Raw genomic sequence first — 25,757 nt, 5'->3', positions numbered from 1 at the left:
GGTCGCGACGCGGCTGAACGTGCTCAAGGCCATCGAGCTGGGCCAGGCCGCCGCCGTGGCCGACTTCGTGCCGGTGCAGAAGGTGCTGGCCAGCAGCGAGGACGCGGCCGAGGGCGTGCGCGCCTTCATCGAGAAGCGGCCGGCGCGCTTCACGGGCCGCTGATGCCCGCCGCCGCGCCGCCGCGCGAGGTCCGCATCATCGGCGGCCAGTGGAAGCGCACCCGCCTGCCCGTGGCCGACAAGCCCGGCCTGCGCCCCACGCCCGACCGTGTGCGCGAGACGCTGTTCAACTGGCTGGGGCAGGATTTGACCGGCTGGCGCTGCGTGGACGCCTTCGCGGGCACCGGCGCGCTGGGCCTGGAGGCCGCATCGCGTGGCGCGGCGCAGGTGCTGCTGGTGGAGAGCGATGCCCAACTGGCCGCGCAACTTGAAACCACCCGCCAGCGCCTGAAGGCCGACGCCGTGCGCGTGCAGCGCGGCGACGGCATCGCGGCGCTGCGCCAGGCCGCGCCCGGCAGCCTGCACCTGGTGCTGCTCGACCCGCCCTTCGGCCAGGCCGACCTGTTCGCCCCCGCCCTGCACGCCGCCGCGCAGGCCGTGGCGCAAGACGGCTTCATCTACCTGGAAGCGCCCGCGCAATGCACCGCAGAGGCGCTGGCGGCGGCGGGCTTGCAGGCGCACCGCCACCTCAAGGCGGGCGCGGTGCATGCGCATCTGCTGCGCAGGGCATGATCCCAATTATCCGATCATTGATTCCCAAATATCATTCGATAAATTACCAATTAACATGCCGTATGATCCCAAATTTCAAGGGGATGGCATGTACGAGCGATTCGCAGCGCACCGTGTGCGCGAAGCCCTTGCGGACACCCCCGTGGTGCTGGTGGCCGGGCCGCGCCGCTGCGGCAAGACCACGCTGGTGCGCGGCATGCAGGGGCCGGACAGAACCTACGTCACCCTCGACGACCAGACGGCGCTGGATGCGGCGCGTTCCGACCCGGTGGGCTACGTCCGGGGGCTGGAAGGCGCGGCAGTCATCATCGACGAGGTGCAGCGCGTGCCCGAGCTGCTGCTGGCCATCAAGAAGCGTGTCGATGAAAGCCGGCGCCCCGGCCACTTCCTGCTGACCGGCTCGGCCAACGTGATGACCCTGCCGCGCGTGGCCGACAGCCTGGCCGGGCGCATGGAGACCATCCCCATGCTGCCGCTGGCCCAGGCCGAGATCGCGGGCCAGGCCGCGCCCACGTTTCTCGATCGTCTGTTCGAGGGTTCATGGCCCACCGTGCGGCAGGCCGTGCTGGGCGATGACCTGGTGCGCACCGTGCTGCAAGGCGGCTTCCCCGAAGCCATCGCCCGCGAGAGCGAGCGCAGGCGCCAGGACTGGGCGCGCGCCTACCTCAACTCGGTGCTGACGCGCGACCTGCGCGACATTGCCGACGTGGAAAAAATCACAGAGCTGCCGCGCTTCGTGCGCCTGCTGGCCGAGCACTCGGGGCGGCTGGTCAACCACTCGCAATTCGGCGCGGGCATCGGCGTCACGCACAAGACGGCGCAGCGCTACCTGGGCCTGTTGGAGCAGATCTTCCTGGTGCGCACCCTGCCGCCCTGGTACACCAACGCGGCCAAGCGCATCACCAAGACGCCCAAGCTGCACTTCGTCGATTCCGGCCTGCTGGCCACCGCGCGCGGCCTGGGCCTGGCGCGCGTGCAGGCCGACCGCGAAGCCTTTGGCGCGCTGCTGGAGACCTTCGTGTTCGCCGAGGTGCTCAAGCTCATGGCAGCATCCGATTTGCGGCTCACGCCCTACCACTACCGCGACGCGCAGATGCGCGAGGTGGACATCGTGCTGGAGCGCGACGATGGCATGGTCGCGGGCATCGAGGTCAAGGCATCGGCCACCGTGCGCGCTGCCGACTTCGGCGGCCTGCGCACCCTGGCCGATGCGTGCCAGGGCCGGTTCGCTTATGGCGTGGTGCTGTACGACGGCACCGACTGCGTTCACTTTGGCGAAAGGCTGGCGGCGGTGCCGCTGTCGGCGCTGTGGGGCTGATGTTGCACCGCACTGCATAATGCGCGCACGCGGCCCGGCGGCCTGTCTTGCAGGGGCCTGTGGCCACCACTAATCCGCCAGACAGGAGACAAGCAACCATGGCCCAGAACGTGCTCGCCGTTTACCCCGGTACCTTCGACCCCATCACCCTGGGCCATGAGGACGTGGTGCGCAGGGCCACGCAGTTGTTCGAGCGTGTGATCGTGGCCGTGGCGGCGGGGCACCACAAGAAGACGCTGTTCACGCTGGACGAGCGCATCGAGATGGTGCGCGAGGCCGTCAAGATGTACCCGCAGGTGCAGGTCGAGCCTTTCAGCGGCCTGCTGCGCGATTTCGTCGTCGCGCGCGGCGGCAAGGCCATGGTGCGCGGCCTGCGCGCGGTGACGGACTTCGACTACGAGTTTCAACTGGCGGGGATGAACCGCACGCTGATGCCGCAGGTGGAGACGGTGTTCCTCACGCCCAGCGACAAGTACCAGTTCATCAGCAGCACCTTCGTGCGCGAGATCGCGGTGCTGGGCGGCGAGGTCCACAAGTTCGTCTCGCCCTCGGTGCAGGAGCGGCTGGCGGTCAAGGTACGCAGCCTGCCGACTTCCTGATTTTCAAGCCAAATCGGCCTCCAGCGCTTACTGTATAAGCGCTTATAGCTATTTAAATGATAGCTTGATCTGTGCCACCTCGGCCCGCAGCGCGTCCAGCATGGGCGCCACCTCGGGCAGCGGCGGGCGGTACAGCGGCAGCAGCGCCGCCACGCTGAAGGGTATGGAGAAGGCCAGCCGCCGCAGCGCCAGGCGCTCATTGGCTGCGGCCAGGGCCGTGAGCGGGTTCACGATGGCAATGCCCAGCCCCTGCTGCACCATGGCGCAGACGGCGGCGGCGCTGTGGGTTTCCACGCGCAGGCTGCGGGCCACCCCGGCCTGGGCAAAGCGCGCGTCGATCAGGCGGCGGTAGGGGTCGTCGGCGGAGAGGCTGACGAAGGGCTCGCCCGCGAAATCGGCCAGATCGAGCACCGAGCGCTGCGCCAGCGGGTGCGCGGCGGGCAGCACGGCCACCTCGTCCAGCGTCAGCAGCACCTCGGCGCGCGTGCCGGGCGGGGCGGCGCTCTGCTCGCTCAGGCCCAGGTCGAAGCGCTGGGCGCTCATCCATTCTTCGAGCAGCGGCGGCTCCTGCGGCGTGACGGACAGGCGCGCGTGCGGCAGCGCCTGCATCAGCCGCGCGGCCGCGCCGGGCAGCAGGGCGTGGGCCAGGGCGGGCAGGCACAGCACCGACAGCTGCACGGCGTCGTCGCGGCCCAGCGCCACGGCGCGCTCCACCACGCGCTCCAGGCCCTGCCAGGATCGCTGCACCTCGTCCCACAGCGCCAGGGCCCGGGCGTTGGGGCGCAGGCGGCCCTGCGCGCGCTCGAACAGGGCGTAGCCCAGCAGGGATTCGAGCCGCGCCAGCTCACGACTCACCGTAGGTTGCGAGCTGTGCAGCAGGTCGGCCGCGCCCGTGGCGCTTCCTGCGGCCATCACGGCGCGAAAGACTTCGATGTGGCGGTGGGTGATGCGGTTATCCATATCCAATGTGAATGAATGCCATGCAAGAAAGCATTGGATTGAATGATAGGCGCTTGGCATGATCGCGGTTTTGCTGCTTTCCAGGAACCCGCCCATGTCCAACCCCTTTTCGCCCGCCCAGCTCCTGGCCCTGGCCGCGCAGTTCGGCACACCCACCTGGGTTTATGACGCCGCCACCATCCGCCAGCGCATCGCGCAGGTGTCCAACTTCGAGACCGTGCGCTTTGCGCAGAAGGCGTGCTCCAACATCCACATCCTCCAACTGATGCGCGGGCAGGGCGTGAAGGTGGACGCCGTCTCGCGCGGCGAGATCCTGCGGGCGCTGGCCGCTGGCTACACGGCGGGCAAGGGCCTGGAGGAAAAGCCGTCCGAGATCGTCTTCACCGCCGACCTGTTCGACGCCGCCACGCTGGACTGCGTGGTGCAGCACGGCGTGCCGGTGAACGCGGGCTCCATCGACATGCTGCACCAACTGGGCCAGCGCTCGCCGGGCCATGCGGTGTGGCTGCGCATCAACCCGGGCTTCGGCCACGGGCACAGCAACAAGACCAACACGGGCGGCGAGCACAGCAAGCACGGCATCTGGCACAGCGACCTGCCCGCCGCGCTGGCGGCGATCAAGCAACATGGGCTGACGCTGGTGGGGCTGCACATGCACATCGGCTCGGGCGTGGACTACGGCCACTTGTCCGAAGTCTGCGGCGCCATGGTGGGCCTGGTGCGCAGCGCGCACGCGGCGGGGCATGACCTGCAGGCGATTTCGGCGGGCGGCGGCCTGTCCATTCCGTACCGCAGCGGCGACCCCGTGGTGGACACGCAGCACTACCACGGCCTGTGGGACGCGGCGCGCCAGCAGGCCGAGGCCGTGGTGGGTCACCGGCTGGGGCTGGAGATCGAGCCGGGGCGCTTTTTGGTGGCCGAATCGGGTGTGCTGCTGACCGAAGTGTGCGCCGCCAAGGACGTGGGCAGCAACCACTTCGTGCTGGTGGACGCGGGCTTCAACGAGCTGATGCGCCCGTCCATGTACGGCAGCTACCACGCCATGAGCGTGCTGCGGCGCGACGGCGCTGCGGCGGGCGCGGGCCGCCCCACCGTGGTGGCCGGGCCGCTGTGCGAGTCGGGCGACGTGTTCACGCAGGGCGACGGCGGCGTGGTGCTGCCGCGCGATCTGCCCGCAGCGGGCGTGGGCGATCTGCTGGTGATCCACGACACGGGCGCGTATGGCGCGTCGATGTCATCGAACTACAACACGCGGCCTTTGATTGCCGAGGTGCTGGTGGACGGCGGCCAGGCCCGCCTCATCCGCCGCCGCCAGACGGTGGACGAACTGTTGGCGCTGGAGCAGGGCCTAGAGTAGTTCTTGTGCCGGGCCGCGGCCCATGAGCCGGGCGACGGCCTCTTGGGGCTGCAACCGCCCGTCCAGCAGCGCGACCACGGCGCGGGCGATGGGCATGTCCACGCCCAGCGCCTCGGCGCGCTGCGCCACGGTGCGGGCGCTATAGACGCCCTCGGCCACGTGGCCCAGCGACTCCACCGCCTGCGCCAGCGTCCGGCCCTGGGCCAGCAGCATGCCCACGCGGCGGTTGCGCGACAGGTCGCCGGTGGCGGTCAGCACCAGGTCGCCCAGGCCCGACAGGCCCATGAAGGTGTCGGGTCGCGCGCCCAGCGCCAGGCCCAGGCGCGTCATCTCGGCCAGGCCGCGCGTGACCAGGGCGGCGCGGGCGTTCAAGCCCAGCGCAAGGCCGTCGCACAGGCCGGTGGCTATCGCCAGAACGTTCTTTACAGCGCCGCCCACTTCCACGCCCACGATGTCCTCGTTGGCGTACACGCGCACGCTGGGACTGTGGAAGGCCGCCACCAGCGCGTCGCGCACGGCGGCATGCGGGCTGGCGGCGACGAGGGCGGTGGGCTGGCCCAGAGCCACCTCTTGCGCGAAGCTGGGGCCGCTGAATACGCCTGCTATCAAACTTGGAGCTGCTTGCGCTTGTACTTCATGGGCCAGCAGCCCAAAAGACCCTGAAGATTCCGCCGCCGCCTCGAAGCCCTTGCACAGCCAGGCCACGGGCGCGGCGCAGCCGGAGAGCGCCTGCAACATGCCGCGCAGCGCCGCCATGGGCGTGGCGACGATGACCAGGCTGGCACCGGGCAGCAGCGCGGCGAAACCGCCATCGGCCACGGCAAGGGAAGGGGGAAAGGCAATGCCCGGCAAATAGCGGGCGTTCTGCCGCGCGGCGCGCAGGCTGGCGGCCTGGGCCGCGTCGCGCGCCCACAGCGTGACGGCGTGGCCGCCGGGGTGCTGGGCCGCGCTCATGGCGAGGGCGGAACCCCAGGCACCCGCGCCGAGGACTATGATTTTCATAGCTGCTTGCGCTTGTCCATAAAGCGCTAGAGGCCGATTTGGCCTCTATTTTTGTGCTTACTGCGTGATGATCGGCGAGGCTTCGCCCGCCGCCTGGGCCTGCTGCTGCTCGTACATGGCCTGGAAGTTGATCTCGGTCAGGTGTACGGGCGGAAAGCCTGCGCGGGTGATCGCGTCCGCCACGTTGCCGCGCAGGTAGGGATAGACGATCTGCGGGCAGGCGATGCCCATGACCGGGCCCATCTGGTCTTCGGGCAGGTTGCGGATCTCGAAGATGCCCGCCTGCTTGGCTTCGACCAGGAACACGGTCTTGTCCTTGATCTTGGTCTGCACGGTGGCCGTCACGGCCACTTCGTAGATGCCGTCGGCCACGGGCGCGGCTTCCACGCCGAGCTGGATGTCCACGCTGGGCTGCTCCTGTTCGAGCAGGATGGCGGGGGAGTTGGGCTGCTCCAGCGACAGGTCCTTCAGGTAGATGCGCTGGATCTGGAAGACGGGATTCTCTTGGTCGGCCATGGTGTGAGTGAAGTCTCTCGTTAACAAAAACAAAACCCGCTGGAGGCCAGCGGGCGCATGGGTGGATTATGCAGCGCCGAGCAAGGGCATCAGGCCGCCGCGCCCGTCCAGGGCCACCAGGTCGTCATGGCCGCCCACGTGCGTGTCGCCGATGAAGATCTGCGGCACGGTGCGCCGGCCGGTGATCTCCATCATGTGCTGGCGCGCGGCGGGGTCGGCGTCGATGCGGATCTCCTCGATCTGCTCCACGCCCTTGGATTTGAGGATCTGCTTGGCGCGGATGCAGTAGGGGCAGACGGCGGTGGTGTACATCTTCACGGGCTGCATGGTCGCTCTCCTTACGCTTTCTCGACGGGCAGGCTGGCCTCGCGCCAGGCTTTCAGGCCGCCCGCCATGGACTGGGCGTTCTCGTAGCCCAGCTTCTTGGCGATGCCGACGGCGCGGTTCGAGCGCGCGCCGCTGGCGCACACCAGCACCACGGGCAGGGCCTTGTTCTTGACCACGGCGGGCAGGCGTTCTTCCAATTGGTTCAGCGGAATGTGCTTGGCGCCGCCCACGTGGCCCGCGGCGAACTCGTCGGCCTCGCACACGTCGATCACCACGGCCTTTTCACGGTTGATGAGCTGCACGGCCCCGGCGGGCGTGAGGCTGCCGCCACTGGCGCTCTTGAACGTGGGCCACAGCAGCATGCCGCCCGAGGCCAGCGCGACGAAGACGAGGTACCAGTTGTCGATGATGAATTTCACGAAGATTCCTAGGGTTGTCTGACCCGGCAATTCTAAAATGCCGGGTTTTGACCCTAGGGAATCCATGCACAAGCTCGTCCTGATCCGCCACGGCGAATCCACCTGGAACCTCGAAAACCGCTTCACCGGCTGGACCGACGTGGACCTGACGCCCACCGGCGTCGCGCAGGCCAAGTCGGCAGGCCAGTTGCTCAAGGCCGAGGGCTACGAGTTCGACGTGGCCTACACCAGCGTGCTCAAGCGCGCCATCCGCACCCTGTGGCACACGCTGGACGAGATGGACCGCACCTGGCTGCCCGTGGTCAAGGACTGGCGCCTGAACGAGCGCCACTACGGCGCGCTGCAGGGGCTGAACAAGGCCGACATGGCCAAGCAGTACGGCGAGGAGCAGGTGCTGGTCTGGCGCCGCAGCTACGACACGCCGCCCCCGGCGCTGGAGGCCGCCGACCCCCGCAGCGAGCGCGGCGACCGCCGCTACGCCGGTCTGGCCGAGGGCTGCGTGCCCCTGACCGAGTGCCTGAAGGACACCGTGGCCCGCGTGCTGCCGTTCTGGAACGAGGCCATGGCGCCCGCCATCCGCTGCGGCCAGCGCGTGGTGGTGGCCGCGCACGGAAACTCCATCCGCGCGCTGGTGAAGTACCTGGACGGCATCTCCGACGCCGACATCGTGGGCCTGAACATTCCCAACGGGATTCCGCTGGTTTACGAGCTGGACGCCGACCTGAAGCCCATCCGGCACTACTATCTGGGCGATGCCGAGGCGGCGACCCGGGCCGCTGCGGCGGTGGCGTCGCAGGGCAAGGGGAACTGAAACGGGCAGGCCCCTTCCAAGGGCGTAATAATTTCGAGGTGCTGTATGGGCCACAAACTCAAGATTGCAGGGTGGATTTCGGTCGGCGTGGTCGCCGGGGCTTTGACCACCGTGTCGCTGCAAACCGTGGCGCGCGGCGCCATGACGCCGCTGCCGCTGGAGGAGATCCAGCAGCTGTCGGCGGTGTTCGGCCTGGTCAAGACCGACTACGTGGAGCCGGTGGACGACAGGAAGCTCATCACCGACGCCATCTCGGGCATGGTGTCCAGCCTCGACCCGCACTCGCAGTATTTCGACAAGAAGTCGTTCAAGGAATTCCGCGAGGGCACGTCGGGCCGCTTCGTGGGCGTGGGCATTGAGATCACGCAGGAGGACGGGCTCATCAAGGTCGTCTCGCCCATCGAGGGCTCGCCCGCGTTCCGCGCCGGGCTCAAGACGAATGACCTGATCACCAAGATCGACGACACGGCGGTCAAGAGCCTGTCGCTCAACGACGCCGTCAAGCGCATGCGCGGCGAGCCCAACACCAAGGTCATGCTCACCATCTTCAGGAAGGACGAGAACCGCACCTTCCCCGTGACCATCACGCGCGAGGAGATCAAGACGCAGTCCGTCAAGGGCAAGGTGATCGAGCCCGGCTATGCGTGGATCCGCCTGTCGCAGTTCCAGGAGCGCACGGTGGACGACTTCGTGCGCAAGGTGGAGGAAGTCTATAAGCAAGACCCCAGCCTCAAGGGCCTGGTGCTCGACCTGCGCAACGACCCGGGCGGCCTGCTCGACGCCGCCGTCGCCATCTCGGCTGCCTTCCTGCCCGAGAACGTGACGGTGGTCTCCACCAACGGCCAGCTGGCCGACAGCAAGGCCACCTACAAGGCTTCGCCCGACTACTACCAGCGCCGCGGCGGCGGCGACCCGCTGCGCAGGCTGCCCGCCGCGCTCAAGTCCGTTCCGCTGGTGGTGCTGGTCAACGAAGGCTCCGCCTCGGCCAGCGAGATCGTGGCCGGAGCGCTGCAAGACCACAAGCGCGCCACCATCATGGGCAGCCAGACCTTCGGCAAGGGCTCGGTGCAGACCGTGCGCCCGCTGGGCCCCGACACCGGCATCAAGCTGACCACGGCGCGCTACTACACGCCGAGCGGCAAGTCCATCCAGGCCAAGGGCATCGTGCCCGACGTGATGGTGGACGAGTCCGAGGAGGGCAACCCCTTCGCCGCCCTGCGCATGCGCGAGGCGGACCTGGACAAGCACCTGGGCAGCGGCCAGGGTGAGGAAAAGAAGGACGCGGCGCGCGAGAAGGCACGCGAGGACGCCCTCAAGCGCATGGAAGAAGAGGCCAAGAAGCCCGTTGCCGAGCGCAAGCTGCCCGAGTTCGGCACCGACAAGGACTTCCAGCTCGCGCAGGCGCTCAACCAGCTCAAGGGCCGCCCCGTCCTGGTGAGCAAGACGCTGACCGAGCGCAAGGAAGAGAAGAAAGAGAACTGACGCCCTGGTCGTCGGTACGGCGGCAATTTTGCTCCTGTATTGATAGCTGCTCGCGCTTTCTCAATAAGCGCTGGAGGCCAATTTGGCTTGTATTTCTGCTGCATGACCGACGACCAGCTCCTGCGCTATTCCCGCCACATCCTGCTCGACGAGATCGGCATCGAGGGGCAGGAGCGCCTGCTGGCCGCGCACGCCGTCGTCATCGGCGCGGGCGGGCTGGGCTCGCCCGCCGCGCTCTACCTGGCCTCTGCGGGCGTGGGGCGCATCACGCTGGTGGACGGCGACGTGGTGGACCTCACCAACCTGCAGCGCCAGATCGCCCACACCACGGCCCGCGTCGGGCAGCCCAAGGTGGAGTCGGCGGCGGCGGCCATGGCCGCGATCAACCCCGAGGTGTACACCGTGCCGCTCAAGGCGCGGGCCGACGCCGAGATGCTCGACGCCCTGGCGCGCGAGGCCAGCGTGGTGCTCGACTGCAGCGACAACTACGCCACGCGCCACGCCGTCAACGCCGCCTGCGTGCGCCACGGCAAGCCCCTGGTGGCGGGCGCAGTGATCCGGTTCGACGCGCAGATCACCGTGGTGGACCCGCGCGATGCGCGCTCGCCGTGCTATGCCTGCATCTTCCCGCCGCAGGCCGCGTTCGAGGAGGTGCAGTGTTCCACCATGGGCGTCTTCGCGCCGCTGGTGGGCGTGGTCGGCGCCATGCAGGCGGCCGAGGCGCTCAAGCTGCTGGCGGGCGTGGGCACCTCGCTCGCGGGGCGGCTGCTGATGCTCGACGGGCGCACCATGGAGTGGAGCACCCTGCACGCTGCCCGCGCGCCGGGCTGCGAGGTGTGCGGGCAACGGTAGGAATGCTCCTACGTTCCGCGCGTGCGTCGGCTGGCAAAATCCATGCGCCCAGACGGGTAAATTGAGGCTTCGCCCAGTGCCCCTTTTGCCTTGCATGGACCGAGATACCGTGAAACTCCGCACCTACATCGTCGAAGACAACGCCACCATCCGCGAGAACCTCATCGCTACGCTGGAGGAACTGGCGTCCGTGGAGGCCGTGGGCGTGGCGGAAGCGGAAGACGAGGGCAAGGCTTGGCTGGCCACCCACGGCGACCAGTGGGACCTGGCCATCGTCGATCTCTTCTTGCGCCAGGGCAGCGGCCTGGGCGTGCTGGCCGCGTGCCGCAACCGTCGGCCCGGCCAGAAGATGGTAGTCCTCAGCAACTACGCCACGCCCGACGTGCGCGTGCGCTGCGCGCAACTGGGCGTGGACGCGGTGTTCGACAAATCCAATGAAATCGACGCACTGGTGGACTACTGCATTCAGCACAGCGCCGCCCCGGCGGACCTGGGCGCTGCCATGCAGACTCCCAACCACTAGCCCCCACCGCCTGAAACTGGCGCGTGCCAGGCCAGCAGACGCCGTGGAACTGGCTCCGCCAGGCCACAGGCGTCGCCCCCTTGCCCGCGCGCAGCGCGAGAGCGGGGGGAAGGCCCGAAGGGCCTCAGGGGGGTGTTCAGTCGATCAAGCGGTTCTTGAGCGCGTAATAGGTCAGGTCGCTGTTGGACGACAGGCCCATTTTCTCCATCAGCCGCGTGCGGTAGGTGCTCACGGTCTTCACACTCAGCGACAGCGCCTTGGCGATGTCGCCCGCCGTCTCACCCTTGGCGAGCTTGAGGAACACCTGGAACTCGCGCTCCGACAACTGCTCGTGCGGCGGCGCGTCGTCCTTGCGGTTGAGCTGCTGCGCCAGCAGCTCGGCCACGGCGGGCGTGAGGTAGCGGCGGCCCAGCGCGATGGTGCGGATGGCTTCCACGATCTCGGCGGGCTCGCACTCCTTGTTCAGGTAGCCGCTCGCGCCCTGGCGGATCAGGTTGATCGCGTAGTGCTCCTCGGGGTAGCCAGAGAGGATCAGGATGCCCATGTCGGGCGCCTTGGCGCGCAGCATCGCCAGGGCGTCCAGCCCGCTCTGGCCGGGCATGGACAGGTCCATCAGCAGCACGTCGATTTCATGGTTGCGCACGAGGTCGATGGCCTCCCGGCCGTTGGCAGCCTCGCCTTCCACCCGCAGGTCCACGTGCTCCGACAGGAACTGCCGGAGGCCGGAACGAACAATCGCGTGGTCATCCACAATGCCAATCTTGATCATCGGTCTTTCTTTCTCGGGGCGATGGTGCCCGCCTGAAGCCTCGGCATTATCCAGAAATATCAAGCGTATGAATCTCAACAAAAACACCTGGCGCTGGCTGCCCAATATTCGCAAGATGGCGTTGAGCCTGCCGATGGCCCTGCTCGCCGCCCTGGTGCTGGTGGGGATCAACGAGACCGGGTACATGCGCTCGCAGGGCGCGGTGGAGCAGATGAAGCAGGGCCAGGACGCGCGCGGGGCCGTGAACACGCTGCTGCAAAGCATGCTGGACGCCGAGACCGGGCAGCGCGGCTACCTGCTCACGGGCGACGAGACCTATCTGGAGCCCTACGACAAGGCCGTCGCCACCGTGCAGGCCAACCTGGAGGGACTGCGCCGGCTGGTCATGGATGCCCCCGACGACATGCAGGAATTCGGCCAGTTGTCGCGCCAGATCGCAAGCAAGCTGGCCGAGATGGAGTTGAGCCTGCGGCTGCGCCGCAAGGGCAACGAGGATGCCTGGAAGTTCATCATGAACACCGACGTGGGCAAGGAGCACATGGAGGGGGTCCGCCAGCACGCGCAGGCGCTGATCCAGCACGCCGACCAGCACGTCGAGCAGGGGCGGCGGCAGATCGAGCAATCGCTCATGCTTTCGCGCATCGGCATCGCCGCCGTCGCTGCCATCGGCCTGCTGGCGTTCTGCATGTACCTGCGCCAGGTACGGGCGCTGCGGGTGGTGAACCAGCGCGAACAGGCCCTGCTGGAGAGCGAGCGCGACCGCCTGGAGGGCCTGGTCAAGGAGCGCACGGCAACGCTGTCCGAACTGGCCCGCCACCTGCAGCAGGTGCGCGAGGAGGAGCGCGGCCACCTGGCGCGCGAACTGCACGACGAACTGGGCGCGCTGCTCACGGCGGCCAAGCTCGACGTGGCGCGGCTCAAGTCCAAGATCGACGCCTCGGTGCCCGACGTGGCCGAGCGCCTGCGGCACCTGACGGAAGCGCTCAACAGCGGCATTGCCCTCAAGCGCCGCATCATCGAGGACCTGCGCCCCTCGTCGCTCTCCAACCTGGGCCTCACCGCCGCCATCGAGATCCTCACGCGCGAATACGCCGAGCGCGCCGGCATCGTGGTGGAGACCAGCCTGGAGCCCGTGACGCTGCCCGACGCCACACAGCTCACCGTCTATCGCATGGTGCAGGAGGCCCTGACCAACGTTGGCAAATATGCCAAGGCCAGCAAGGTGCTGGTGTCCGTGCATGCCCATCCCACCCACGTGGCGGTGCAGGTGCGCGACGACGGCCAGGGGTTCAACCCCGTCGCCGTGCGGCCCACGTCGCACGGCCTGTCGGGCATGCGCCACCGCGTGGAGTCTGCGGGCGGACGGCTGTCGATCCATTCGCGCCCCGGCGGCGGCACGCTGGTCTCGGCGGTGCTGCCGGTGCAGCACGATGCGCCGCCCGCTGCATCGCCACCTTCTCCCGCGTAGGGTCCGGTCCTACAGGTGGGCGCGCAGGGCGCTGGCATCCTGCGCGACCGCCGCAGCCTACAGTGGAGCCAGGCACAGAGATGACGGTGCCTGACAAGACAAGGAGAAAGCAATGTTGCACTACGCAGTGGTTTTCCTGGTGATCGCGCTGATCGCCGCGCTCTTTGGCTTTGGCGGCATCGCAGCCGGGGCCGTGGGTATCGCCAAGATCCTGTTCTTCATTTTCGTGATCATGGCCGTGGTGACCTTCGTCCTGGGCCTGCTCAAGAAGGGCTAGTCAGCCGTCCCATCCAAGGAAGGAGTTCCCATGAGTATCCAGACCGCCACTGAAAAAGCCGCCGACAGCGCCCGTCAGATCGCCGACGATGTGCTGCAAAGCGCGCAGGACGCCGTGCATACCACGCGCAAGGCTGCCAACAGGTCGCTGGCCAAGGCCGAAGACGGCGTGCGCGTCCTGCGCAGCCAGGCCGACCCGGTCATCGACGACCTGGCCGCCCGTGCGCAGCAGCTGGCGTCGCGCAGCATCGACTACTGCGCCGAAACCAGCGCCCGCGCCCGCCGCCAGGTGCAGCAGGCCGCCGAGGCGACGAGCAAGTACGTGGCCGAGCAGCCCGGCAAGTCGCTGGCGATCGCCGCCGCATCGGGCGCCGCGCTGGCGAGTCTGCTGATGTGGATGTCGCGCCGCCGATCCGTCGATTGACCCCATAGATTCCACAGTCCGCCGGTCACGGAGGGTGCAACAGGCCGGTGGATTGCAATCCCCCAGCACCCGTGTTCCAACCATTCTTGAAAAAAGGACAAAACCATGAAATACGCACGTGCCCTTGCCTTTGCATTCGTCGCAGGCGCCACCATCGTCACCGCAACGGGTTGCTCGGTGGCGCGCAATCAGCAGACCGTGGGCGCCTACGTCGATGACGCGGGCATCACCACCGCCGTGAAGGCGAAGTTTGCCGAAGACAAGACCGTGGCCGCCACGTCCATCAGCGTGGAAACGCTCAACGGCACGGTGCAGCTCTCTGGCTTCGCCAAGTCGCAGGCCGAGAAGGACCGCGCCGAATCCATCGCGCGCAACACCAAGAACGTGCGCGAGGTGCGCAACAGCATCGTGGTGCGCCCGTAACACCCTGCTGACACCACCAGCCGAAGCCAATCCGCCCACGCGGATTGGCTTTTTTCATTGCCAGGCCGCCCGAGCATGCCGTGATCCGCCCCGCCGTTGATAATCAAATTTGATAGCTATAAGTGCTTGATGGATAAGCGCTAGAGGCCAATTTCATTCATATTTTCTGTGCCGCTGCCCCGGCGTTCAGACGCTGCAGGGAGTGGCAATGGGACAATCGGGGCATGCACCCCAAAGCCCTTCTCGACGCCTGCGCCGAACTCGTGCGCCTGGCACTGACCTTTGAGCACCCGGCCGACGCGGTGGTGTCGCGCTACTTCCGCGACCACCGTGGTTTGGGCCCCCGCGAGCGCAACACCCTGGCCGAAACGGCCTACACCGTGCTGCGCAAGAAGCTGCTGTTCGACCATCTGGCCCTGTCGGGCTCCGGCCCCAAGGAGCGGCGGCTTGCCATCCTGGGCTTCCATGGCCCGCGCGACTTCCTGAAAAGCGCGCTGACCGAGCAGGAGAGGCACTGGGTGGACGCCTGCGATGCCGTCAAACCCGCCGACCTGCTGGAGCGCCACCGCCACAACCTGCCCGACTGGCTGGTGCAGCCCTTGAAGGACCAGTTGGGCGACGGCTTCTGGCCCCTGGTGGACAGCCTGTCGCACAACGCGCCGCTGGATTTGCGCGTCAACGTTTTGAAGGAAAAACGGGCTGAAGTGCAGAAGGAGCTTGCGCAAGCAGCTATCAAATCGGTAGTAACCCCGTATTCCCCCTGGGGCCTGCGCATCGAGGGCAAGCCCGCGCTCGCCAAGCTGCCCGCCTTCACGCGTGGCGCCATCGAGGTGCAGGACGAGGGCTCGCAACTGCTGGCCCTGCTGCTGGACGCCAAGCGCGGCGAGATGGTGGTGGACTTCTGCGCGGGCGCGGGCGGCAAGACCCTGGCCATCGGCGCGGCCATGCGCAGCACGGGGCGCCTGTATGCGTTCGACGTGTCGGCGCACCGGCTGGACGCGCTCAAGCCCCGCCTGGCGCGCTCGGGCCTGTCCAACGTCCACCCGGCGGCCATCGCCCACGAACGCGACGAGCGCATCAAGCGCCTGGCGGGCAAGATCGACCGCGTGCTGGTGGACGCGCCGTGCTCGGGCCTGGGCACCCTGCGGCGCAACCCCGACCTGAAATGGCGCCAGTCCCTGAAGGCCGTCGAGGAACTGACGGCCAAGCAGGCCGCCATCCTGGACAGCGCGGCCCGCCTGCTCAAGCCGGGCGGGCGGCTGGTCTATGCCACCTGCAGCATCCTGCCCCAAGAGAACGAGGCCATCGCCGAGGCTTTCAGCGCCGCGCACCCGGACTTTGCGCCCCTGGACGCGCGCGAGGCGCTGCAGCAGTTCAAGGTGGACGGCGCCCCGGGCCTGTGCAGCGGCGGCGCCTCGGGCCATGGATATTTGCGCCTGTGGCCCCATCTGCACCAGACGGATGGCTTTTTTGCCGCCATCTGGGGCAAAAAAGGTTAAATCAGCGTTCAAAAATGCGCTAACAGGCGCAAAATAGTACCTAAACCCCCTAACGTTTCGCCAGGCGCGCCCCTAGAATCGGGTTTCTACCTTCTATCTTTCTTCTTTCTCTTCGAGTTGCTATCACTATGCTGTTACCCGATTGGGCCGTTCTGAACGCCGCCATTGACTGGCTGGGCCATGGGCTGTGGAACCTGGCCTGGTGGCAGATCGTTCTGTACACCCTGGCGACGACCCACGTCACCATCGCCGCGGTCACGATCTTCCTGCACCGCGCCCAGGCCCACCGGGCGCTGGACCTGCACCCCATTCCCGCGCACTTCTTCCGCTTCTGGCTGTGGGTCGGCACGGGCATGCTCACCAAGGAATGGGTCGCCATCCACCGCAAGCACCACGCCAAGTGCGAGACCGAGGACGACCCCCACAGCCCGCAGACGCGCGGCCTGGACACGGTGATGTGGCGCGGCGCCGAGCTGTACCGCGCCGAAGCCGCCAACCCCGAGACCCTCAAGAAGTTCGGCCACGGCACGCCCGACGACTGGATCGAGCGCAACGTCTATACCCGCTTCGGCTGGCAGGGCGTGGGCCTGATGCTGATCCTGGACCTGGTGCTGTTCGGCGCCATCGGCGCGACCGTGTGGGCCGTGCAGATGCTCTGGATTCCGTTCTGGGCGGCGGGCGTGGTCAACGGCGTGGGCCACTACTGGGGCTACCGCAACTTCGAGGCGCAGGACGCATCCACCAACCTCGTGCCCTGGGGCGTGGTGATCGGCGGCGAGGAACTGCACAACAACCACCACACCTACCCCACCTCGGCCAAGTTCTCGGTCAAGCCCTATGAGTTCGACATCGGCTGGTTCTATATCAGCCTCATGCAGAAGATCGGCTGGGCCACCGTCAAGAAGGTGCCGCCCAAACTGCAACGGGGCGACGTGAAGCCCGTGGCCGACGAGAAGACGCTGGAGGCGCTGATCGCCAACCGCTACGAGGTCATGGCCGGCTATGCGCGCGGCATCCGCCAGGCGTGCAAGGACGAGATCGCGGCCCTGAAGGCGCGCAAGGCCGACGTGTCGGTGCTCAAGGCCGCCAAGCGCTGGCTGCACCGCGACGCCGAGAAGGTGCCTGCCGTGGCCCAGCCCCAACTGGCGCAGGTGCGCGCCGCGCACCCCGCGCTCGACAAGATGGTGACCATGCGCGAGGAACTGCGCCAACTGTGGCTCAACACCTCGCACTCGCGCGAGCAGCTCACGGCCGACCTGCAGGCCTGGTGCCGCCGCGCGGAAGAAAGCGGCATCGCCGCGCTGCGCGACTTTTCCATCAGCCTGCGCGCCGCCCGGGCCTGATTTGCTGCGCGCATCCATCCTTTAAAAAACCGCCGTAAGGCGGTTTTTTTACGGGCAAAGAAAAGGGGCAAAGAAAAAGCCGCCGGGCAGTTGCCGGGCGGCTTTTTGCAGGACAGAGGCCGAAGGATTACTTCAGCTTCATTTCCTTGTACTCGACGTGCTTGCGAGCCTTGGGATCAAATTTCATGATCAGCATCTTCTCGGGCATCGTCTTCTTGTTCTTGGTCGTGGTGTAGAAGTGGCCGGTACCCGCAGTGGATTCCAGCTTGATCTTGTCGCGTCCGCCTTTGCTTGCCATGGTGCTTCTCCTTAGGCTTGGCCACGTGCGCGCAGGTCTGCGAGCACCGAGTCGATACCGTTCTTGTCGATCAGGCGCAGGGCAGCGCTCGACACGCGCAGGCGCACCCAGCGGTTCTCGCTCTCGACCCAGAAACGGCGGTATTGCAGGTTCGGCAGGAACCGGCGCTTGGTTTTGTTGTTGGCGTGGGAAACGTTGTTCCCGACCATGGGCTTCTTGCCCGTTACTTCGCAGACGCGTGCCATGGGGACACTTCGCTTTCTTCGTAAAACGGCGGTCACTGACGTGAGCGCCTCACCTCGCCAGTATTAGATAGGGTGGCGGTAACCCAGCAAAGCCGACGATTATAGCTCGTTTTGTTCCAGAAAGCGCTGCGCGTCCAAGGCCGCCATGCAGCCCGTGCCCGCGCTGGTGATGGCCTGGCGATAGACGTGGTCCTGCACGTCGCCGGCCGCGAAGACGCCCGGCACGCTGGTCTGCGTGGCAAAGCCCTTCAAGCCGCCCTGGGTGACGATGTAGCCGTTTTCCATGGTGAGCTGGCCCTGGAAGATCTCGGTGTTGGGCGCGTGGCCGATGGCGATGAAGCAGCCCTGCAGCGCGATGTCCTGCGTGCTGCCGTCCTGCGTACTCTTGATGCGGATGCCGGTCACGCCGGTGCCGTCGCCCAGCACCTCGTCGAGCGTGTGGAACAGCTTCAGCTCGATCTTGCCCGCCGCCACCTTGTCGTGGAGCTTGTCCACCAGGATGGGTTCGGCCTTGAACTTGTCGCGGCGGTGTACCAGCGTGACCTTGCGGGCGATGTTGGACAGGTACAGCGCTTCTTCGACGGCGGTGTTGCCGCCGCCGATCACGCACACGTCCTGGTCGCGGTAGAAGAAGCCGTCGCAGGTGGCGCAGCCGGACACGCCCCGGCCCATGAAGGCTTGCTCCGAGGGCAGGCCCAGGTACTTGGCCGAGGCGCCCGTGGCGATGATGAGCGCGTCGCAGGTGTAGGCGCCGCTGTCGCCGGTCAGCGTGAAGGGGCGGCGGCTGAAGTCCACCTGGTTGATGTGGTCGAAGATGACCTGGGTCTTGAAGCGCTCGGCGTGCTCCAGAAAACGCTGCATCAGGTCCGGCCCCTGCACGCCGTGTACGTCGGCGGGCCAGTTGTCCACCTCGGTGGTGGTCATGAGCTGGCCGCCCTGGGCCATGCCGGTGATGAGCACCGGGTTCAGGTTGGCGCGCGCGGCATAGACGGCGGCGGTGTAGCCCGCGGGGCCCGAGCCGAGGATCAGGACTTTGGCGTGTTGGGTGGTGGTCATGGTAAAAGCCTGGGTTTTGTTGGCGATGCGCGCGCTGTGTGGGGCGGACGCTGTGGGAAGAAGGAAGAACTGGGGTTGAACCGCCGAGTATCAACCGTTCGCCGCACTGAAGGGCTTGTCCCTTCTCAATCACGGCGATTGTAAGAACCCATGTGGAGAGGTTTTGGAGAGGTTTTCATGTCAACGATGCTGTCCAACCTGGACCTGCTGCGCCGGGTGCCTTTGTTCTCCCTGCTCACCGCTGCGCAGGCCGAGGTGATCAGCGACGCGGTGATCAAGCGCCGCTTCAAGCGCGGCGAGGCGCTGGTGGAGCAGGGGCGCAAGTCCGACGCCTTGTTCATCCTGCTCACGGGCCGCGCGCGGGTGGTGAACGCGGACGGACGCGGGCGCGAGGTGATTCTGGCCACGCTGGGGCCGGGCGACTACCTGGGCGAGATGAGCATCATCGACAACGAGCCGCACTCGGCCACGGTGCGCGCCGAGGTGCAGACCGACGTGCTGGTGCTGGGCCGCGCCGAGTTCGCGCGCTGCCTGACGGAGAACGCCTCGATGTCGCTGGTGGTGATGCGCGGCCTGGTCAAGCGCCTGCGGTACGCCGACCGCAAGATCGAGTCGCTGGCGCTGCTGGACGTGTATGGCCGCGTGGCCCGCGCCCTGCTGGAGTTCGCCGTACCCGACACCCAGGGCCAGCCGGTGATCAAGGAAAAAATCTCGCGCCAGGACCTCGCCAAGATGGTGGGCGCCTCGCGCGAGATGGTCAGCCGCGTGATGAAGGACCTGGAAGAACGGCGATTCATCGAGGTGCTGCCCAGCGGCGCGACCGTGCTCAAGGAACGCCTGAACGCCCTGGGGTAAGCTCGCCCGCGCTTTCTTTATCTATGACTTATTCCCTCAATACCCTGAACGCATCCGTCGCCGCCAAGTCGCCGCCCCGCACGGGCGCCGCCCGCTTCGGCCATGAAATCGGCCTGGTCGTTGGCCTGCTGGCCCTGGTCTTCTGGCTCCTGGCGCTGGCGAGCTACTCCGCGCAGGACGCGGCCTTCTCCAACTCCGGCACGCGCGACGCGCGCCTGGTCGCCAACTGGGCGGGCCGCTTCGGTGCCTGGCTGGCGGACGGCAGCTACTTCGCGCTGGGCTTTTCGGTGTGGTGGTGTGTGGCGGCGGGCGTGCGCGCCTGGCTGTCGTCGCTGGCGCGCTGGATGCGCGGCGGCGTGTACGGTGGTAGCAGCCCGCTGCGCCGCCGCCTGCTGTTCTGGCTGGGCCTGGCGCTGCTGATGGGCGCCAGCACGGCGCTGGAATGGTCGCGCCTGTACCGGCTGGAGCCCCTGCTGCCCGGCGGCCACGCGGGCGGCGTGCTGGGCTACCTGGTGGGGCCGCTGTCCGTCAAATGGCTGGGCCACACGGGTTCGGCCCTGCTGTGCATCGTGCTGGCGGTGCTGGGCGCGGCGCTGGTGTTCCGCTTCTCGTGGGGCCACGTGGCCGAATCGCTGGGCGCGCGCATCGACGCGCTGGTGCAGTCGCGCCTGGCCAAACGCGAGGTCGCCAAGGACGTGGCCGTGGGCCGCAAGGCCGCCCGCGAGCGCGAGGTGGTGGTGCTGGAAGAGCGCACCGAGATCGAGGAACACCACCCCCAGCCCGTGCAGATCATCGAGCCCGTGCTGGTGGACGTGCCCCAGAGCGTGCGCGTGGTCAAGGAGCGGCAAAAGCCCCTGTTCAGCGACATGCCCGACAGCCCCTTGCCCCAGGTGGATTTGCTCGACAGCGCCCAGGCCCGCCAGGAAACCGTGGCGCCCGAAACGCTGGAGATGACCAGCCGCCTGATCGAGAAAAAGCTCAAGGACTTCGGCGTGGACGTGACCGTGGTCGCCGCCATGCCCGGCCCCGTCATCACCCGCTACGAGATCGAGCCCGCCACCGGCGTGAAGGGCTCGCAGGTGGTCAACCTGGCGAAAGACCTGGCGCGCTCGCTGTCGCTGGTGTCCATCCGCGTGATCGAGACCATCCCCGGCAAGAACTACATGGCGCTGGAACTGCCCAACGCCAAGCGCCAGTCCATCCGCCTGTCGGAGATATTGGGGTCGCAGGTCTATCACGAGGCCAAGAGCCTGCTGACCATGGGGCTGGGCAAGGACATCGTGGGCAACCCCGTCGTGGCCGACCTCGCCAAGATGCCGCACGTGCTGGTGGCGGGCACCACGGGCTCGGGCAAGTCTGTGGGCATCAACGCCATGATCCTGAGCCTGCTCTACAAGGCCGAGGCGCGCGACGTGCGCCTGCTGATGATCGACCCGAAGATGCTCGAAATGTCGGTCTATGAAGGCATCCCGCACCTGCTCGCCCCCGTGGTCACCGACATGAAGCAGGCGGCCCACGGCCTGAACTGGTGCGTGGCCGAGATGGAGCGGCGCTACAAGCTCATGAGCAAGCTGGGTGTGCGCAACCTCGCGGGCTACAACACCAAGATCGACGAGGCCAAGGCGCGCGAGGAGTTCATCTACAACCCCTTCAGCCTCACCCCCGAAGAGCCCGAGCCCCTGGAGCGCCTGCCGCACATCGTCGTCGTCATCGACGAACTGGCCGACCTGATGATGGTGGTGGGCAAGAAGATCGAAGAACTCATCGCCCGCCTAGCGCAGAAGGCGCGCGCGGCGGGCATCCACCTCATCCTGGCGACGCAGCGGCCCAGCGTGGACGTGATCACCGGCCTCATCAAGGCCAACATCCCCACGCGCATCGCCTTCCAGGTCAGCAGCAAGATCGACAGCCGCACCATCCTCGACCAGATGGGCGCCGAGGCGCTCTTGGGCATGGGCGACATGCTCTACATGGCCAGCGGCACGGGCCTGCCCATCCGCGTACACGGGGCCTTCGTGTCGGACGATGAAGTACACCGCGTCGTCAATTACCTCAAGGAACAAGGGGAGCCGGACTACATAGAAGGCGTGCTCGAAGGCGGAACCGTGGACGGCGACGGCGATCTGACCGGAGACGGCGCGGGCGGCGAAGGGGGCGAGAAGGACCCCATGTACGACCAGGCCGTCGAAGTGGTGCTGAAAGACCGCAAGGCCAGCATCTCCTACGTGCAGCGCAAGCTGCGCATCGGCTACAACCGCTCGGCCCGTTTGCTCGAAGACATGGAGAAGGCGGGCCTGGTCAGCGGCCTCACGGCCAGCGGCCAGCGCGAAGTGCTGGTGCCCGCCCGCAATGAATGACAAGGAGCGCCTGTTTTGAAGAAGCTGTTTACTGCCGTTTTGATAGCTGCTAGCGCAAGCGTGGCAAGCGCTGAGGGCCTGAAAAGCCTTGAATCCTTCATGAAGGGCGTGCAGAGCGGCAGGGCCGACTTTACGCAGACCGTCACGTCGCCCCCCAAGGACGGCCAGGCGGCGCGCACCAAAACGTCCAGCGGCAGCTTCGAGTTCCAGCGCCCTGGGCGCTTCAAGTTCGCCTACAAAAAACCCTTCGAGCAGACCATCGTGGCCGACGGCCAGACACTGTGGCTGCACGACGTGGACCTGAACCAGGTCACGCAGCGCTCGCAGGCCAAGGCCCTGGGCAGCACGCCCGCCGCGCTGCTGGCCTCGGCCCCCGACCTGTCGGCGCTGAAGGCGGAATTCACGCTGGAAAACGCGCCCGACCAGGACGGCTTGCAGTGGGTGCAGGCCACGCCCAAGGCCAAGGACGGCCAGCTCAAGAGCGTGCGCGTGGGCTTTGCGGGCGAGCAGCTGGCGGCGCTGGACATTCTGGACAGCTTCGGCCAGCGCTCGCTAATCCGCTTCACCGGCATGCAGGCCAACGCGGCGCTGCCAGCGGGCACCTTCCAGTTCAAGGCGCCCGCCGGGGCGGACGTGGTGAAGCAGTAGTTGCTATTAAAAAGAGAGCTGCTGGCGCTTTCTGCATAAGCGCCAGAGGCCAATTTGGCTTAAGAAGAAAGCAGCACCAGCGCCAGCCCGATGGCGGCGGGCACCGTCTGGATGAACAAAATCTTGCGGCTGGCCGTGGCCGCGCCGTACAGGCCCGCCACCAGCACGCACAGCAAGAAGAACACCTTCCAGGCCGCGTCGTCCAGCGCCAGCCCATAGAACAGCCCGGCGGCCAGAAAGCCGTTGTACAGGCCCTGGTTGCCCGCCAGCACCTTGGTGGCTGCCGCCTGTTCGGGCGTCATGCCAAAGGCGCGCAGGCCCGTGGGCTTGTCCCACAGGAACATTTCCAGCACGAGGATATACACGTGCAGCAGGCCGATCAGGGCAATGGCGACGTTGGCGGCAAGGGGCATGGGCGGCTCCGTAATTTAAGGGTGGATCGCCAGTATGCCGCGTGCCCAGGCTACCGCCCACCGGCCCAAGCCATATTCATGTACTTATTACCACCACTGAGCTCGTCAAGCATTTGATTGAGCCGCTTTTGCTGCGTGGCATCCAGCTTGGCCCGGCTAATCCATCCAAGGTAATCGTTTTGTTGGTACGGTGGACGTGCCCTATAAGCGTCCATCAGTCCCCGGCTTTCAAGCGCTTCTTGCACGAATGCCGGCATGGGATTCCTGGCGCGCTTGAGGGTGGATTTCTTGGCAATAACCATCGAGATCTCCATTGCAGGTCGAACGCCTGAATTAAACCACATCGACTTGAATGATTGGTCAGGCATCAAGTGCGCCACGTGACTTCCACGCCGTTGATGTGGATGAGAAAGTCAGAAATGGGAACACCGCTTTTCACGGGAACCAAACTCAGCCCAGGGCCTTCGATCTCCCCCAGCACCTGCCCCCACTCATCCATCTTTTCCTCTGCAAGAAGTTGCAGCTCCTGCTGGAAGAGTGGGGCATAGGGCGCAAATGCTGGTTCCGGTTCGAGAACACCTCCATACCAAGGAAAGTCGCACAGCTCCGGGACCAGTTGGATATGCCCCAGAAGATCATCACCCCGGTACAGCTTGAATCGGGTTTCCATGGGCCTGGTCCTGGGGACTAACGCAAGAAGCTCCTTGAGCCTGTGAAAAAGCCGTTGCATAAAAGAGCGCAAACATCGGATGAATGCTTTGTGAGACATGGCTTTCACTTCTCGGACAAAACGGCATCAAGATATTGAATGCGCCAGTCATTAAGCTGAGCAGCGAAGCGGAGTCGGCTTGAATGAATTGTTATGCACCGGCAGCGCTATTGTCCGAGACAAGTGCGATTCCAACCCGAAGCCAAAGAACAACCAGCACAGCATTGCTTGCTGCAAATGCCACTAGCCTATGGATGACATCGTTGTAAGTGAGGTGTATCAGGCTATGCAGCACGCGCAAGATGACATATGACCACGCAAGACCAACCGCCACAGAGTCAGTGAGCTGGCTAACAAAGATCACGATGCTAACGAAATAGAAAAGCACCGGGATCTCCAGAAGGTTCATGAGATTCCGATTGGGAATGCTCACACTTGGCGGAACCCGAGGCGACTCCCCATGTTTGAAGTCATGCGCGTTGACATGGCCTGCGCGTACTGCCTTGAAACGGTGATATGGAAGTAGGAGCAAAACGCAGAGCGTCCAGCCCGCAAGTGCCATAGCGGGAAGCAGAATACTTGTTTGGCTCATCGCTTCACTCCATTAAGGCGCATGACGCCTGAATTAAATCGACCGCGAAGCAGCGTCGGCTTGAATGAATTCTCAGGCACTACGCAAGACCGGCTCCCCGGTTCTGGGGTTTGTCAGAGTTACATTCTCAAGCGCCCGAATTCGCCAAATATCATCCTGTTTCGTGAGTACCGCAAGAATCAACGTATCAACCTCATGCAGCCCAGCTGGATGAGCTACACCGGAAGTCAGCCGACTCCAGAAATGAACGACAACTGCTCCATCAGCAATCTTGGTTGCACTAATCAGCTCATTGTTGAGCGTAGAGTCGCTGTAAATCGTTTTATGTATTGGAACATGCAACGCAACGATTTCATCAACGCCTCGGACATAGTGGCCAAAGCGATTTACGAACGTTGCATCTGAGTCAAACAGGCTACCAAGCGCTTCCATGTCGTGAGCATTCCAGCATTCTTGGAATGCAAGGGGCACATCTTCTGGTTTTTTCATTTTCGACATAGCTGCTATGGCCTTGTAGATTGTTTTGCGCTTAACGGGCGAGGTAAGCCGCCCGCCGTAGGCGGGTCGGCTTGACCGCAGAGTTAGACCCGAAGGCCAAAAGGGAGCGCCCAGCCTTGAAGACGGGCGCGGCCCACGAAAAAGCGCAGCGCCACGGAAGCGGCGCAACGCTGCAAGAATGATAGCTGGTGGCGCTTGCTGCACAAGCGCTGGAGGCCAAAAAGGCTTGGAACAGGCAAGCCGCTCGCAGGCGAAGACCGCCAGGGCGCAGAAACTCTCAAACAAAACCGCCTGAGAAACTAAATGCCCTTGAAATAAGCATGGCCTGAATATGGCGGGTGAAGGGACTAACGCTCGCGGTAAGCCGCGCCGGAGCGAAGCGTAGGGCACCAACAGCGTAGCTGTTGGCGTCGGCTTGACCAAACGGTTAGGCTGGTGAAATGTGCGCCAATAGTCGAGCTACTCATTGCTTCGCCAACCCCGCCAGTGGGCCAAAGAAACCGATGATCCGCTGAATCTGGCCTTCGCTATTTACTTCCATGAAGTCGACTCCTTCAGGCAGTGCTGTGCCATCGGCTTGAACGACGTGCCAAGCGAAGCGAACGCACCCGTGATGCTCATCGACGATGCTCGTTCTTTTAACGTTGGATCCGGGGCGACGAGCCAAGACCTTGGTGATGTGAGCAAGGAGTTCGTCGCTGCTTGCGGCATGAACCGTTGGGTCTGTGTATGTCGCGCTCGGTGACCATATGGGGGCAAGCTTCTGACGACGAAGTTCTGGGTTTGGCTCACACCAGACATTGCAGTATTCATCGACCAGTGCGCTAAGCCCGCTTGATTCTTGTTCTGCCATCTTGTGTCCCTGTTTATTAGAAGAGGCCTAACGGGCGAGGTAAGCCGCCCGCCGTAGGCGGGTCGGCTTGAGCGCAGAGTTAGACCCGAAGGCCAAAAGGGAGCGCCCAGCTTTGAAGACGGGCGCAGCCCTC

General features: G+C 65.8%; 34 protein-coding genes and 1 pseudogene. 18 read left to right on the top strand and 17 right to left on the bottom strand.

Annotated elements, in window-relative coordinates:
• From QM569_RS08935 to coaD, 4 genes and pseudogenes are all read left to right on the top strand, one after another.
• Window positions 1-163: pseudogene (locus QM569_RS08935) on the top strand (enoyl-CoA hydratase); the annotation flags it as partial.
• The gene (gene rsmD / locus QM569_RS08930; protein WP_414986882.1) at window positions 163-732 is read left to right on the top strand and encodes a 16S rRNA (guanine(966)-N(2))-methyltransferase RsmD; all 570 of its coding nucleotides are present in this window, start codon (window positions 163-165) and stop codon (window positions 730-732) included. The pseudogene QM569_RS08935 and the gene rsmD, both read left to right, overlap by 1 nt.
• Window positions 733-820: 88 nt before the next feature.
• Complete coding sequence (locus QM569_RS08925; protein WP_414986881.1) at window positions 821-2,050, top strand: ATP-binding protein; 1,230 nt, start codon at window positions 821-823, stop codon at window positions 2,048-2,050.
• Window positions 2,051-2,148: 98 nt separating this feature from the next.
• The gene (coaD, locus tag QM569_RS08920) at window positions 2,149-2,649 is read left to right on the top strand and encodes a pantetheine-phosphate adenylyltransferase (RefSeq protein ID WP_414986880.1); all 501 of its coding nucleotides are present in this window, start codon (window positions 2,149-2,151) and stop codon (window positions 2,647-2,649) included.
• Between the two features lie 48 nt (window positions 2,650-2,697).
• On the opposite strand, the gene QM569_RS08915 is transcribed toward coaD, so the two are convergent.
• Window positions 2,698-3,609 carry a LysR family transcriptional regulator gene (locus QM569_RS08915; protein ID WP_414986879.1) on the bottom strand — a complete coding sequence of 304 codons (912 nt, stop codon included), beginning with the start codon at window positions 3,607-3,609 and terminating at the stop codon, window positions 2,698-2,700.
• A gap of 94 nt (window positions 3,610-3,703) precedes the next feature.
• Between QM569_RS08915 and lysA the strand changes: the two genes are divergently transcribed.
• Window positions 3,704-4,966, top strand: coding sequence for a diaminopimelate decarboxylase (lysA, locus tag QM569_RS08910; protein ID WP_414986878.1), 1,263 nt, complete (start codon window positions 3,704-3,706; stop codon window positions 4,964-4,966).
• Here lysA and QM569_RS08905 read toward each other — a convergent pair.
• The 4 genes from QM569_RS08905 to QM569_RS08890 all read right to left on the bottom strand — a co-directional run bounded on the left by QM569_RS08905 (window position 4,958) and on the right by QM569_RS08890 (window position 7,230).
• Complete coding sequence (locus tag QM569_RS08905; protein ID WP_414986877.1) at window positions 4,958-5,968, bottom strand: NAD(P)H-dependent glycerol-3-phosphate dehydrogenase; 1,011 nt, start codon at window positions 5,966-5,968, stop codon at window positions 4,958-4,960. The genes lysA and QM569_RS08905 overlap by 9 nt on opposite strands.
• A 57-nt stretch (window positions 5,969-6,025) precedes the next feature.
• A complete protein-coding gene (secB, locus tag QM569_RS08900) occupies window positions 6,026-6,484 on the bottom strand; it encodes a protein-export chaperone SecB (RefSeq protein ID WP_414986876.1) in 459 nt (152 codons plus the stop codon).
• A 66-nt stretch (window positions 6,485-6,550) separates the two neighbouring features.
• Window positions 6,551-6,811, bottom strand: coding sequence for a glutaredoxin 3 (grxC, locus tag QM569_RS08895; RefSeq protein WP_414986875.1), 261 nt, complete (start codon window positions 6,809-6,811; stop codon window positions 6,551-6,553).
• An 11-nt stretch (window positions 6,812-6,822) separates the two neighbouring features.
• Window positions 6,823-7,230 carry a rhodanese-like domain-containing protein gene (locus QM569_RS08890; RefSeq protein WP_414986874.1) on the bottom strand — a complete coding sequence of 136 codons (408 nt, stop codon included), beginning with the start codon at window positions 7,228-7,230 and terminating at the stop codon, window positions 6,823-6,825.
• A gap of 64 nt (window positions 7,231-7,294) precedes the next feature.
• On the opposite strand from QM569_RS08890, the gene gpmA reads away from it, so the two are divergent.
• The 4 genes from gpmA to QM569_RS08870 all read left to right on the top strand — a co-directional run bounded on the left by gpmA (window position 7,295) and on the right by QM569_RS08870 (window position 10,898).
• Window positions 7,295-8,041 carry a 2,3-diphosphoglycerate-dependent phosphoglycerate mutase gene (gene gpmA, locus QM569_RS08885; RefSeq protein ID WP_414986873.1) on the top strand — a complete coding sequence of 249 codons (747 nt, stop codon included), beginning with the start codon at window positions 7,295-7,297 and terminating at the stop codon, window positions 8,039-8,041.
• A gap of 45 nt (window positions 8,042-8,086) precedes the next feature.
• Entirely contained in the window at window positions 8,087-9,523 is a 1,437-nt protein-coding gene (locus QM569_RS08880; RefSeq protein ID WP_414986872.1) for a S41 family peptidase, read from the top strand.
• Between the two features lie 102 nt (window positions 9,524-9,625).
• Window positions 9,626-10,375: a HesA/MoeB/ThiF family protein gene (locus QM569_RS08875; RefSeq protein WP_414986871.1), complete on the top strand. Its 750-nt coding sequence runs from the start codon at window positions 9,626-9,628 to the stop codon at window positions 10,373-10,375.
• 109 nt (window positions 10,376-10,484) lie between these two features.
• Window positions 10,485-10,898 carry a response regulator gene (locus QM569_RS08870; RefSeq protein WP_414986870.1) on the top strand — a complete coding sequence of 138 codons (414 nt, stop codon included), beginning with the start codon at window positions 10,485-10,487 and terminating at the stop codon, window positions 10,896-10,898.
• Between the two features lie 136 nt (window positions 10,899-11,034).
• On the opposite strand, the gene QM569_RS08865 is transcribed toward QM569_RS08870, so the two are convergent.
• Entirely contained in the window at window positions 11,035-11,667 is a 633-nt protein-coding gene (locus QM569_RS08865) for a response regulator (RefSeq protein ID WP_414986869.1), read from the bottom strand.
• Window positions 11,668-11,734: 67 nt separating this feature from the next.
• Between QM569_RS08865 and QM569_RS08860 the strand changes: the two genes are divergently transcribed.
• The 6 genes from QM569_RS08860 (at window position 11,735) to QM569_RS08835 (ending at window position 17,100) form a co-directional block, all read left to right on the top strand.
• The gene (locus QM569_RS08860; RefSeq protein WP_414986868.1) at window positions 11,735-13,135 is read left to right on the top strand and encodes a CHASE3 domain-containing protein; all 1,401 of its coding nucleotides are present in this window, start codon (window positions 11,735-11,737) and stop codon (window positions 13,133-13,135) included.
• Window positions 13,136-13,247: 112 nt separating this feature from the next.
• Window positions 13,248-13,412: a DUF1328 domain-containing protein gene (locus QM569_RS08855; protein WP_414986867.1), complete on the top strand. Its 165-nt coding sequence runs from the start codon at window positions 13,248-13,250 to the stop codon at window positions 13,410-13,412.
• 30 nt (window positions 13,413-13,442) lie between these two features.
• Window positions 13,443-13,835 carry a hypothetical protein gene (locus QM569_RS08850; RefSeq protein WP_414986866.1) on the top strand — a complete coding sequence of 131 codons (393 nt, stop codon included), beginning with the start codon at window positions 13,443-13,445 and terminating at the stop codon, window positions 13,833-13,835.
• A 105-nt stretch (window positions 13,836-13,940) separates the two neighbouring features.
• A complete protein-coding gene (locus tag QM569_RS08845) occupies window positions 13,941-14,258 on the top strand; it encodes a BON domain-containing protein (protein WP_414986865.1) in 318 nt (105 codons plus the stop codon).
• A gap of 224 nt (window positions 14,259-14,482) precedes the next feature.
• Window positions 14,483-15,757 (top strand): RsmB/NOP family class I SAM-dependent RNA methyltransferase, encoded by a 1,275-nt coding sequence (locus QM569_RS08840; protein WP_414986864.1) that lies wholly within the window; start codon window positions 14,483-14,485, stop codon window positions 15,755-15,757.
• 128 nt (window positions 15,758-15,885) lie between these two features.
• Entirely contained in the window at window positions 15,886-17,100 is a 1,215-nt protein-coding gene (locus tag QM569_RS08835) for a fatty acid desaturase (protein WP_414986863.1), read from the top strand.
• Between the two features lie 127 nt (window positions 17,101-17,227).
• Here the strand turns inward: QM569_RS08835 and rpmG are convergent, their stop codons facing one another.
• The 3 genes from rpmG to trxB form a co-directional block, all read right to left on the bottom strand.
• Complete coding sequence (rpmG, locus tag QM569_RS08830; protein WP_008904999.1) at window positions 17,228-17,398, bottom strand: 50S ribosomal protein L33; 171 nt, start codon at window positions 17,396-17,398, stop codon at window positions 17,228-17,230.
• Between the two features lie 11 nt (window positions 17,399-17,409).
• Entirely contained in the window at window positions 17,410-17,643 is a 234-nt protein-coding gene (gene rpmB / locus QM569_RS08825) for a 50S ribosomal protein L28 (protein WP_012207163.1), read from the bottom strand.
• A gap of 99 nt (window positions 17,644-17,742) precedes the next feature.
• Window positions 17,743-18,699 (bottom strand): thioredoxin-disulfide reductase, encoded by a 957-nt coding sequence (gene trxB, locus QM569_RS08820; RefSeq protein WP_414986862.1) that lies wholly within the window; start codon window positions 18,697-18,699, stop codon window positions 17,743-17,745.
• A 177-nt stretch (window positions 18,700-18,876) separates the two neighbouring features.
• On the opposite strand from trxB, the gene QM569_RS08815 reads away from it, so the two are divergent.
• Genes QM569_RS08815 through lolA form a run of 3 tightly spaced genes read left to right on the top strand, consistent with a single transcriptional unit; the run spans window position 18,877 to window position 22,559 of the window.
• Window positions 18,877-19,554, top strand: coding sequence for a Crp/Fnr family transcriptional regulator (locus QM569_RS08815; protein WP_414986861.1), 678 nt, complete (start codon window positions 18,877-18,879; stop codon window positions 19,552-19,554).
• 23 nt (window positions 19,555-19,577) lie between these two features.
• Complete coding sequence (locus tag QM569_RS08810) at window positions 19,578-21,911, top strand: DNA translocase FtsK (protein WP_414986860.1); 2,334 nt, start codon at window positions 19,578-19,580, stop codon at window positions 21,909-21,911.
• Window positions 21,912-21,926: 15 nt separating this feature from the next.
• Window positions 21,927-22,559, top strand: a complete 633-nt coding sequence (lolA, locus tag QM569_RS08805; RefSeq protein WP_414986859.1) for an outer membrane lipoprotein chaperone LolA — start codon at window positions 21,927-21,929, stop codon at window positions 22,557-22,559.
• Between the two features lie 59 nt (window positions 22,560-22,618).
• On the opposite strand, the gene QM569_RS08800 is transcribed toward lolA, so the two are convergent.
• From QM569_RS08800 to QM569_RS08765, 8 genes are all read right to left on the bottom strand, one after another.
• Window positions 22,619-22,972 (bottom strand): DUF1304 domain-containing protein, encoded by a 354-nt coding sequence (locus tag QM569_RS08800; RefSeq protein ID WP_414986858.1) that lies wholly within the window; start codon window positions 22,970-22,972, stop codon window positions 22,619-22,621.
• A 50-nt stretch (window positions 22,973-23,022) separates the two neighbouring features.
• Window positions 23,023-23,340, bottom strand: a complete 318-nt coding sequence (locus QM569_RS08795) for a YdeI/OmpD-associated family protein (protein WP_414986857.1) — start codon at window positions 23,338-23,340, stop codon at window positions 23,023-23,025.
• Window positions 23,340-23,642: a hypothetical protein gene (locus tag QM569_RS08790; RefSeq protein ID WP_414986856.1), complete on the bottom strand. Its 303-nt coding sequence runs from the start codon at window positions 23,640-23,642 to the stop codon at window positions 23,340-23,342. The genes QM569_RS08795 and QM569_RS08790 overlap by 1 nt, the downstream gene beginning before the upstream one ends.
• Window positions 23,643-23,832: 190 nt before the next feature.
• Window positions 23,833-24,273: an MAPEG family protein gene (locus QM569_RS08785; RefSeq protein ID WP_414986855.1), complete on the bottom strand. Its 441-nt coding sequence runs from the start codon at window positions 24,271-24,273 to the stop codon at window positions 23,833-23,835.
• Between the two features lie 72 nt (window positions 24,274-24,345).
• Window positions 24,346-24,771, bottom strand: coding sequence for an SgcJ/EcaC family oxidoreductase (locus QM569_RS08780; protein WP_414986854.1), 426 nt, complete (start codon window positions 24,769-24,771; stop codon window positions 24,346-24,348).
• A 31-nt stretch (window positions 24,772-24,802) separates the two neighbouring features.
• Window positions 24,803-24,991: a DUF1010 domain-containing protein gene (locus QM569_RS08775; RefSeq protein WP_414986853.1), complete on the bottom strand. Its 189-nt coding sequence runs from the start codon at window positions 24,989-24,991 to the stop codon at window positions 24,803-24,805.
• Between the two features lie 243 nt (window positions 24,992-25,234).
• Window positions 25,235-25,624 carry a nuclear transport factor 2 family protein gene (locus QM569_RS08770; protein ID WP_414986852.1) on the bottom strand — a complete coding sequence of 130 codons (390 nt, stop codon included), beginning with the start codon at window positions 25,622-25,624 and terminating at the stop codon, window positions 25,235-25,237.
• Window positions 25,625-25,651: 27 nt separating this feature from the next.
• The coding region (locus QM569_RS08765) for a DUF1010 domain-containing protein (protein WP_414986883.1) at window positions 25,652-25,757 on the bottom strand (106 nt) is incomplete at its 5' end.

The sequence above is a fragment of the Acidovorax sp. genome (genome assembly GCF_047607405.1).
In the GTDB taxonomy this organism is placed as follows: Bacteria; Pseudomonadota; Gammaproteobacteria; order Burkholderiales; family Burkholderiaceae_C; genus Acidovorax.
This window is presented reverse-complemented; position numbering and strand designations above follow the sequence as displayed.